Source organism: Streptomyces sp. NPDC028308, from assembly GCF_055565855.1.
On record NZ_JBVHTO010000005.1, the window covers coordinates 310,783 to 320,403 of the forward strand.

Sequence of the window (9,621 nt, forward strand, 5' to 3'; positions counted from 1 at the left end):
CCCGGGGCGGGGGAGTGGATCGGCCACCCCGGACGGCGACGTGAAACGGTGTGCTCAGAAAGCTCGGTGACGTACCGTCAGTTCTCGACGGTGAAGCCCTGCTCCTTGCCGTACTTGACGGAGGCGTCCTGCCAGGACTTCAAGCCGTCGGCGAGCTTCGTGCTGCCGACGTAGGCCTTGCCGACGGTGTCGTTGAAGATCGAGTTGGCGTACTGCTGGAAGGGCAGGTACGACCAGTCGTCGGCGACGTTGGCGGCGGAGTCCGCGAAGATCTCGTTGGCCTTCTGGCCGCCGAAGTACTCGAACTCGGTGTTGCGGAACTCCTCGGACTCCAGCTCGGCCTTGGTCGCCGGGAAGGCGCCCTCCTTGACCCGGCTCTGCACACCGGCACCGGAGTTGGCGTACTCGACGAAGGCGTAGGCGAGTTCCTTGTTCTTGCCGAGCGTGGGCAGGGCCAGGGAGCTGCCGCCGTTCTCCGCGCTCGCCTTGTCGCCCTTCGTCCAGGCCGGCATCGGCGCGGCGCGCCAGTCACCGGAGGCGTTCGGCACGCCGGTGACGAAGTTGGCGGGCATCCAGGCGCCGCTGGCGAGGGTGGCTATGGTGCCGTCGCCCAGGCCCTTGTACCAGTCGTCGGTCCAGCCGTTGATCGGCGCGAGGAGCTTCTCGTCGATCAGCTTCTGCCAGGTGTCGGTGTACTTCTTGGCGCCCGCGTCGGAGAAGTCGACCTTCACCTTGGTGCCGTCGACCTTGTAGGGGCGCGAACCGGCCTGCCACAGCATGCTGGTGGTGAAGCCCGCGTCGCCGGCGTCGTTGGCGATGTAGACCTTCGGGTCGGCCTTGTGCAGCTTGCGGGCCGCCTCGACGTACTCGTCCCAGGTGGTCGGCACGTCGATCTTGTACTTGTCGAAGATCTTCTTGTTGTAGTAGAGCGCCATGGGGCCGGAGTCCATGGGCAGGCCGTAGACCTTGTCACCGTCGCTCACGGCGTTCCACGGGCCCGGGGTGTACTTGTCGGCGAGCTTGTCCGCGCCGAAGGGGGCCAGGTCGGACAGGCCCTTGGTGAGGGAGTACTGGCCCAGCGCGAAGTACTCGACCTGCGCGACGTCGGGAACGCCCTTCTCGGCCGAGATCGCGTTCGACAGCGCGGTGTAGTGCTTGTCGCCCGACCGCTCGCCGACCAGGTTGATCTCGACCTTGGGGTACTTCTTCTCGAAGTCGGCGGCGACCGTCTTGAGCGTGGGCTCCCAGGCCCAGACCGTGACCTTGCCGCCCTTCTTGAGGGCCGCCTGGACGTCGTCGGCGGAGACCGGCTTCTGACCGGAGCTGTCGTCGTCGGAGCCTCCGCAGGCGGTGGCGCCCAGGGCGAGGACGGAGAGGACGGCGAGGCCGCGCATCAGGCGGCTGGTCGTTCTGCGCATGGAGGTGCTTCCACTTCTTCGTGGGAGGGACGGGCGGTGGGTGGAGGAGCCGGGACCGGCCGGCGTGGTGGCCCGGGAGCGGGTCATTCCTTGACGCTTCCGGCGGCGAGGCCGGACTGCCAGTACTTCTGCAGCAGGAGGAACGCCGCGATCAGCGGCACGATGGTGAGCAGCGAACCGGTGATCACGAGGTTGAAGATCACGTCGCCGCCGATCGTCTCGGCCTGGGAGTTCCAGGCGCTCAGGCCGAGGGTCAGGGGATACCAGTCGGGGTCCTTGAGCATGATCAGCGGCAGGAAGTAGTTGTTCCAGGTCGCGACCGTGGTGAACAGCAGGACGGTCACGATGCCCGGGGCCAGCAGCGGCAGGGCGACGCGGAAGAAGGTGCGCGCCTCGCCCGCTCCGTCGATGCGGGCCGCCTCCAGCAGTTCGACGGGGATGGCCTCGGTGGCGAAGACCCACATCAGGTAGAGGCCGAAGGGCGAGACCAGCGAGGGGATGATCACCGCCCACGGGGTGTCGGTCAGCCCCATCTTGCTGAACATCAGGAAGGTCGGCACCGCCAGAGCGGTACCGGGCACGGCGACGGCGCCGATGACCACGGCGAAGACGCCGCGCTTGCCGGGGAAGTCGAACTTGGCCAGCGCGTAGCCGCCGATGATCGCCAGGAAGGTGGCACCGCCGGCGCCGAGCACGACGTACAGCAGGGTGTTGAGGAGCCAGCGGCCGAAGATGCCGTCGTTGTAGGTGAACGTCTGGCGGATGTTGTCCCAGAGCGCGAAGTCGTCGGCGAACCACAGGCCGGAGGAGTCGGCGAGCCCCTGCTGCGTCTTGGTGGCGCTGATCAGCAGCCACACCAGGGGCACCACGGTGTAGACCAGGATCAGTCCGGTGAGCACGGTCAGCGGGAGGCTGCGCCGGGGCCGTCCGGGGACGTGCTCGGCGCGCTTGCGCAGACGGGGCACGGCCTTGACCGGGCGGTCCGGCGGGGCGGCCGCGGACGGGGAGACGGTGGCTGGGCTGCTCGTGCTGCTCATCGAGGTCACGCTCCCTTGCGCATGCCGCGAAGCTGCACGACATAGGCGATGACCATCGTGATCAGGCCCATGATGATGGCGACCGCCGCGGAGTAGTTGTGCTGCTGGCCGTTGAAGGACAGCGAGTACGTGAAGAAGTTCGGGGTGTAGTCCGTCGTGATCGCGTTCCGCGCCAGCGGCCGCAGGATGTTCGGCTCGTTGAAGAGCTGGAAGCTGCCGATGATCGAGAAGATCGTCGCGATCACCAGGGCGCCGCGGATCGCGGGGAGTTTGATGGCGGTGATGACGCGGATCTGCCCGGCGCCGTCGATCTCCGCGGCCTCGTAGAGCGAGCTCGGGATGACCCGCAGCGCTGAGTAGAAGATCAGCATGTTGTAGCCGACGAACTCCCAGGTGACGATGTTGCCGATGGAGGCGAGGACCAGGTCGCTCGACAGCGGGTCGGGCAGGGTGACGCCGAACGCGTCGTTGATGTCACCCACCAGCCCGTACTTGGTGCCGTACATGAAGCCCCACATGAGGGTGGCGACCACGGCGGGCACCGCGTAGGGCAGGAAGATCGAGATGCGGAAGAAGTCCGTGCCGTAGAGCCGCCCGCTGTCCAGGGCCAGCGCCACCAGCAGGGCGATCCCCAGCATGATCGGCACCTGGACCAGCAGGAACAGCGACACCCGGACCAGGGAGGACCAGAACTGGTCGTCCTGAAGCGCCTGTTGGTAGTTGTCCAGGCCGACGAAGGTCGTGCCGCCGATGAGCTGGTCCCGGAAGAGGCTGAGGTAGATCGAATAGCCGATGGGCGCCAGGAAGACGAAGGCGAAGACCACCGCGAAGGGGCCGATGAACCCCCATCCCGCCCAGGAGCGGCGGTCCGGTTTCGCCGGGGGCCGCTCCGGGCGCCGGCGCACGGCCGCGGGGGGTTGAAGCGTCGTCATGTCGTTCCTCGCTCGTCCATCTCGGAACCGGCGTCGCACGCCGCCGCGATGTTTACGTAAACATGGAGGTCCGGACGGTGCTCCGGGCTGTTATGTTTACGTAAACATCTGATGGCGGCATGTCTACACTGCCCCAATGTCGGTGGTCAAGGGTCGCTTCGCGATACGGCGGCCCGGGTAGCGAGGGAGACGAGTGGACACCGCGGACAGCGCCTCAACACCGGTGGAACGGGCTCACGAACGCAGGGCGAAACCAGCCGGGCGTCGTACACAGAGTGCGTCCATGGCGGACGTCGCCCGACTCGCCGGGGTGTCCTCGCAGACCGTCTCGCGGGTCTCCAACGGCTACTCCGGAGTCAACGAGGAGACACGGCGGCAGGTGCTCGCCGCCATGAAGGAACTGGGCTACCGGCCCAACAGCGCCGCCCGCGCCCTCAAGCGCGGCGAGTTCCGCACCATCGGCGTGATCACCTTCAACCTCTCCACCACCGGCAACATGCGGACGCTGGAGGCCATCGCCACCTCCGCCGCACAAGAGGGCTACGCCGTCACGCTCCTGCCCGTCGCCGTGCCCACCCAGGACGAGGTGCGGGGTGCCTTCTCCCGCCTCGGCGAACTCGCCGTCGACGCGGTCATCGCCATCATGGAGGTGCACCTCCTCGACGCGGCGACCATCTCCCTGCCGCCCCATGTGCAGGTCGTCGTCGCCGACTCGGACGCCGGTGACCGCTACTCCGTGGTCGACACCGACCAGGCCGGGGGAGCGCGGGCGGCCGTCCGGCACCTGCTGGACCTCGGACACCCCTCGGTCTGGCACCTCGCCGGCCCCGAGGAGTCCTTCGCCGCGCAGCGCCGTGCCGACGCCTGGCGGGCCGCGCTCACCGAGGCCGGCCGCTTCGTGCCGCCCGTCGTACGGGGCGACTGGTCGGCGGAGTCCGGCTACCGGGCGGGACTCCGGCTCGCCGACGACGAGGCGTGCACGGCGGTGTTCGCCGCCAACGACCAGATGGCGCTGGGCCTGCTGCGGGCGCTCCACGAGCGGGGCCGCCGGATCCCCGAGGACGTCAGCGTCATCGGCTTCGACGACATCCCGGAGGCGAGCTCCTTCCTGCCGCCCCTCACCACCGTCCACCAGGACTTCGCGGAGGTGGGCCGCCTCTGCGTCGAGGGCGTCCTGCGGCGGATGCGCCATGAGGGCGCGGAGCACGGCACCACGCTCGTCCCGACGAAGCTCGTGGTGCGCGGCAGTACGGCGCCGCGCGGCTAGCGGTCGTCCGGGGGGCTCCCCGCGTCGCAGACATCCGCGTTCCGCCCGGCGGTTGTCCCGTCGTCGTGCCGGTGTTTCCGGTGTGGGTCATGAGGTGAGCTGTGACGGGTAGTCATGAGGCTTGTGTGATGCGGATGTTGATGCCTGGTGTCGAGCGCGTCAGGTGAACTCGGGTGCTGGGTGCTGGGTGCTGGGTGCCGGGAACCGCGTGCAGGGTGCCGGGGCGGTGTCTTGTCGGTCGGGGTGAGGGGTGGGTCGTGGTGAGGGCGAGCAGGGATCCCTGGATCCGGGAGCTGCGCAGGGGGCGGCAGCCGGTGGCGCACGTGGTGTTCTTCCCGCACGCCGGAGGCGCGGCCACGTTCTTCACGCCGTTCGCCCCGCACTTCCCCGACGAGTTCGACCTCTCGGCCGTTCAGTACCCCGGGCGCCAGGAGCGGCTGGCCGAGCCCTTCGTCCCCACCGTAGAGGGCCTCGCCGACCAGGTGGTGCCGTCGCTCCGGCGCTACGCCGAGACGCCCGTGCCCCTCGTACTGTTCGGCCACAGCATGGGGGCGACCGTGGCGTTCGAGACCGCCGCCCGGCTGGCCGCCGCACACCCGGGGGTACCTCGCCATCTGGTCGTCTCCGGGCGTTCGGCCCCGTCGGTGCACCGGAGTGAGGGCGTGCACCACGGCTCGGACCAGGAGGTCATGGACCATCTCGCCGCGCTCGGCGGGACCGGTGACGGCATCGTGCACAGCCCGGACCTGATGGAGCTGCTGCTTCCGGCCATCCGCAACGACTACCGCGCCGTCGAGCTGTACCGCCCCGCCGTGCACACCACGGTGCCCGTGCCGGTGCTCTGCCTCACCGGCGAGCAGGACGCGCGGGTGACGCCCGAGGATGCCGCCGCCTGGAAGCGGCACACCTCCGGCGACTTCCGGCAGGAGTCCTTTCCCGGCGGCCACTTCTTCCTGTCGGAGCACCGGGCGGCCGTGGCCCGGCTCGTGGCGGACCGTGCCCGGTCCGCGCCGTGGGGGACCGGTCGGGACTCCGGCGGCTGAGGGCGGTCGCTCGGGGTCCGGGGCTTCAAGTCGAAGGCCCTGCGGGTGAGTTCGCCCTGCGGCCGATGGTGACCGTGTGTCGTCGTGCCCCGGTCCCGTCGGTGTCATGTGCGGGGAGCACCGGCCTCCGGCGGATGCACGTGCCCGCGCACAGGGCGTGACCGTGCGCCCCCGTGCGCCCGGCCGCGGGGCGCGGCGTCCACGAGCGCCCGGCGGCCGGAATCTGTCGCTCCAGGCCCTCGCGGGGAGGCCCCCGAGCCTGACCGGACGGGCCGGGGGAACCGCCGCCGAAGCCGAGCGCGTGGCGAGATCTGTCAACTGACGTGCCACGTCCAGGGGTTGCGGCCCTGGTGGGAGCGCCCCTCGGCGTACGCCCGGCGGGAACGGCCGAGTGTGGTGGGTGCTCGCACGTTTGAGAACGGGCGGTCAGGGCACCCGCCGGAAGCGGCGATCCGGGCGGACCGTCGTGCACGCGGATGAGGCCCCGGGAAAGCTACTCGGTGGTCACATCGGACGGGCTGTGACCAGCACTCTCCGTTCAACTTCTGGGGGTTGCTATCACATGACTCGCCATGAAGACTGTGGGCCGAGTTCGACCGGGACGAGGATGTCCTGGAGTACGCACCGTGCCTGGAACGAACAGGATCTGTCGGCGTGCGTACCCACGCATCCCGCCCCGGGTGACCGGAGTCTGCGGGCCTCACACGTGTTCGTGTGAGCTGGGACAAGCCCCGCGCAGTGGCTGCGCGGGAAGATGCACTGGGGGAGCTGTGATGTCGGCATGGCCCGCAAGGCAGGTGCCACCGTCCGTTCACGCACCGGCGACGAGCCGAAGTACGGTGCGGAGGGCGTGTTGACCCTTCGCGAACGACTCCACTGACCTCGCGGACGGCCACCGTACGGGCCGGCGCGGAGGCTGCCGGAATCAGGGGGATCTCGGCGTGCCGCCCGTGAAGGGCGCGCCAACCGGCGTACAACCGGGGGGAGTTCGGCCGGACGGCCGTTGAGCGGGGCGCTCGCCACGGCGCCCTCGTCCCCGTCGGCCGGGTCCGTACGACGCCCGCTCACCGGCCGGCGTCCGGCGGCCCGGACACGCCGCACACCATCGCTCCACCAGTGATTTCGCTGTGCCTGCACGCCCACATCTCAAGGGAGAAAAGGTGACAAGCAAGCAACTGACGGAGGCTTCCTTAGTCTGGGACGTCCTGGCCGACCGGTGGCGGTCGTTACGGGAGACCGGCCCCGTCCGCCACGACGAGGCGCAGGGCGTGTGGCAGGTCGTGGACCACCAGGGTGTCGCCGCCGTCCTGGCGGACCAGGCCACGTACTCCTCGGACATGTCCCCGATCGCACCCACCCAGCAGGACTTCGACACCTTCCGGCAGGGCAACTTCGTCGGCATGGACCCGCCGGAGCACCGCAAGCTCCGCGCCCTGGTCAGCCAGGCGTTCACCCCCCGGGTGGTGCAGGGACTGGAAGCGCGTATCGAAGCCGTCTGCGCGCGATTACTGGACACGGTCGACGACCGTGACCGGTTCGACCTGGTCGACACCCTGGCCTACCCCCTCCCCATCATCGTGATCGCCGAACTGCTCGGCGTACCCCCCGAGGACCACACGCTCTTCCAGGACTGGGCGAGCACCCTGTTCAGCGGCGACCAGCTCGGCGAGACGCCCGACATGGCCGACCTGGAACGGGCGCTGGAAGCCATCGCGCCGACCGTGCGCGAGATGAACGGCTACATCCTGGAGCACATCCGCAACCGCCGCGCCCACCCCGGCGACGACCTCACCAGCAAGCTCCTCGCCGCCGAGGTCGACGGCGTGCGCATGGCGGACCAGGAGATCGTCGGGTTCGTCGCCCTGCTGCTGGTGGCCGGGCACATCACCACAACTGCCCTGCTGGGCAACGCCGTCGGCACCTTCGACCGGCATCCCGGCTCGCTCGCCGCGCTGCGCGCCGACCCCGGCGGACTGCCGGACGCCATCGAGGAGGTGCTGCGGTGGCTTCCGCCCTTCCCCGAGCTGGGACGCCGTGTCACCAGGCCCGTGGTGCTCGGCGGACACGAGATCCCCACCGACTCGCTGGTGATGGTGAACCTGGGCGCGGCCAACCGGGATCCCGCCCGGTTCGCCTCGCCGGACGTCCTCGACCTGCGCCGCAGCCCCAATCCCCACCTGACGTTCGGCCACGGCATCCACTTCTGCTTCGGCGCGCCGCTGGCCCGGCTGGAAGCGCGCATCGCGCTGCGCATGCTGCTTGAACGTTTCCGCACGCTGGACGTCCCGTCCTACGACGACGTCACGTTCCAGAACCCGGCCGTCATCGTCGGCGTACGCCATCTGCCGGTCGAAGTCACCCGCCCCTAGCCCTGCGCAGATCTCCCCCGGCCCGGCCCCGCCCACCTCGCGGACCGGTCCGTCATCTGCCCTGAGCCGCAGTCATCAGGAGTCCCCTTCTCATGCCGTACCCCACCGCCGCTCTGGTCACCGACCGCCGACCGTCCCCCGTGCGCGAGGCTCTGCAGCACCGCCTGGAGCACCTCGCCCACACGCACCGGGTACCGGGCGCCCAGCTGGTCGTGGACTTCGGGACGCACGTCCTGAGCCTGCACACCGGCACGGCCGACGCCGCCACGGGCACCCCGTTCACCCCCGACACGGCCGTCCCGCTGGGCTCGGTCACCAAGGCGTACACCGCCGCCGCCGTGATGCTGCTGGCCGACGACGGCGACCTCGCCCTGGACGATCCGGCCGCCTCCTTCCTCCCGGAGTTACGCGCGTTACCGGGGGTGACCGTACGTCACCTGCTCAGTCACACCGCCGGTCTGCCCACCGGGCCCGACTCGGACACCGCCGCCGGCACCACCGCCGCGCGTTACCTTTCCGCGGTCTGCACCGCCGAGGACGCGCTGTTCGAGCCCGGGACCGCGTTCTCCTACTCCAACGCCGGCTACGTCGCCGCCGGACGGCTGCTCGAAGAGGTGACGGGGATGACCTGGCGGGAAGCCGTCCGGGCCCTGCTCCTCGACCCCCTGGGCACCGAGCCCTGCTTCCTCGGCGACGCCCGCGCCGACCGCCCGGCCGCCGCCGGACACGCCGTCAACACCGCCTCGGGCCGGATACGTACGGCACACCAGAACCTGGCACCGCTGGAGGCGCCCGCCGGCGCCGTCCAGGCGAGCGCCCTCGACCTGGCCGCCCTGGGCAAGGCGCTCGTCGGGCGCTCCGATGTGCTGCCGCACTCCGCCGCCGCGCAGATGCGCCGCCAGGAACCCGCCGCCGACCCCGGCGTCCTGGCGAGCGGCTGGGGCCTCGGCCCGGCGCTCTTCCAGCGGGACGGCCGCCGCTGGTGCGGGCACGACGGGAACGCCCAGGGCACCTCGTGCCATCTGCGGGCCGAGCCCGAGAGCGGCGTCGTCGTCGCCTTCGCCGGCAACGCCAAGGGCGCCACCGCCATGTGGCAGGACCTGACCGTCGACCTCGCCCGGCTCACCGGGATGCGGGTTCCCACCGCCCCGGCGCGCCCGCGCCACGACCGTCCCGTACCGCTGCCGGAGTGCGCGGGCACCTATCGCAACGGCGGCACCGAGTACCGGATCGACGTCGGAAGCGACGGCATGCCGACCCTCTCCGTGGACGGCGACTGCCCGATCCCGCTGGCCTGCTATCCGGACCTGGCGTGCGACCTGATCGATCCGGCGACCGGCCGGCGCGAGCCCGGCGGGCGGTTCCACCGCGACCCCGCCACGGGCGCGATCGAGCGCGTGCAGATCTCCGGGCGCACGGCCCGCCGCACCGGCACCCCCTGACCCCGGGCCGCCGTCACCGTCACCGCCGCACGCGCGGACAGCCACCCCCCACCGCTCAGTGGGTCCTCCAGCTGTCTCTCCGGGCTGTCCGCGTCCGCGCGTCCCCGTTCGTT

The 9,621-nt window shown here is 70.6% G+C and carries 7 protein-coding genes; 4 read left to right on the forward strand and 3 right to left on the reverse strand.

What is annotated here, in order from left to right:
• Nucleotides 1–77: 77 nt before the first annotated feature.
• The 3 genes from ACZ4VA_RS13890 to ACZ4VA_RS13900 form a co-directional block, all read right to left on the reverse strand.
• The gene (locus ACZ4VA_RS13890) at nucleotides 78–1,418 is read right to left on the reverse strand and encodes an ABC transporter substrate-binding protein (RefSeq protein ID WP_356164430.1); all 1,341 of its coding nucleotides are present in this window, start codon (nucleotides 1,416–1,418) and stop codon (nucleotides 78–80) included.
• 83 nt (nucleotides 1,419–1,501) lie between these two features.
• A complete protein-coding gene (locus ACZ4VA_RS13895; protein WP_355789520.1) occupies nucleotides 1,502–2,455 on the reverse strand; it encodes a carbohydrate ABC transporter permease in 954 nt (317 codons plus the stop codon).
• A gap of 5 nt (nucleotides 2,456–2,460) precedes the next feature.
• A complete protein-coding gene (locus ACZ4VA_RS13900; RefSeq protein ID WP_356164428.1) occupies nucleotides 2,461–3,387 on the reverse strand; it encodes a carbohydrate ABC transporter permease in 927 nt (308 codons plus the stop codon).
• 283 nt (nucleotides 3,388–3,670) lie between these two features.
• On the opposite strand from ACZ4VA_RS13900, the gene ACZ4VA_RS13905 reads away from it, so the two are divergent.
• The 4 genes from ACZ4VA_RS13905 to ACZ4VA_RS13920 all read left to right on the forward strand — a co-directional run bounded on the left by ACZ4VA_RS13905 (nucleotide 3,671) and on the right by ACZ4VA_RS13920 (nucleotide 9,508).
• Complete coding sequence (locus ACZ4VA_RS13905; RefSeq protein ID WP_355786317.1) at nucleotides 3,671–4,654, forward strand: LacI family DNA-binding transcriptional regulator; 984 nt, start codon at nucleotides 3,671–3,673, stop codon at nucleotides 4,652–4,654.
• Nucleotides 4,655–4,911: 257 nt separating this feature from the next.
• Complete coding sequence (locus ACZ4VA_RS13910; protein WP_468081366.1) at nucleotides 4,912–5,697, forward strand: thioesterase II family protein; 786 nt, start codon at nucleotides 4,912–4,914, stop codon at nucleotides 5,695–5,697.
• Between the two features lie 1,160 nt (nucleotides 5,698–6,857).
• Complete coding sequence (locus ACZ4VA_RS13915; RefSeq protein ID WP_355793391.1) at nucleotides 6,858–8,066, forward strand: cytochrome P450; 1,209 nt, start codon at nucleotides 6,858–6,860, stop codon at nucleotides 8,064–8,066.
• 92 nt (nucleotides 8,067–8,158) lie between these two features.
• Nucleotides 8,159–9,508, forward strand: a complete 1,350-nt coding sequence (locus tag ACZ4VA_RS13920; protein WP_356164424.1) for a serine hydrolase domain-containing protein — start codon at nucleotides 8,159–8,161, stop codon at nucleotides 9,506–9,508.
• Nucleotides 9,509–9,621 lie beyond the last annotated feature (113 nt).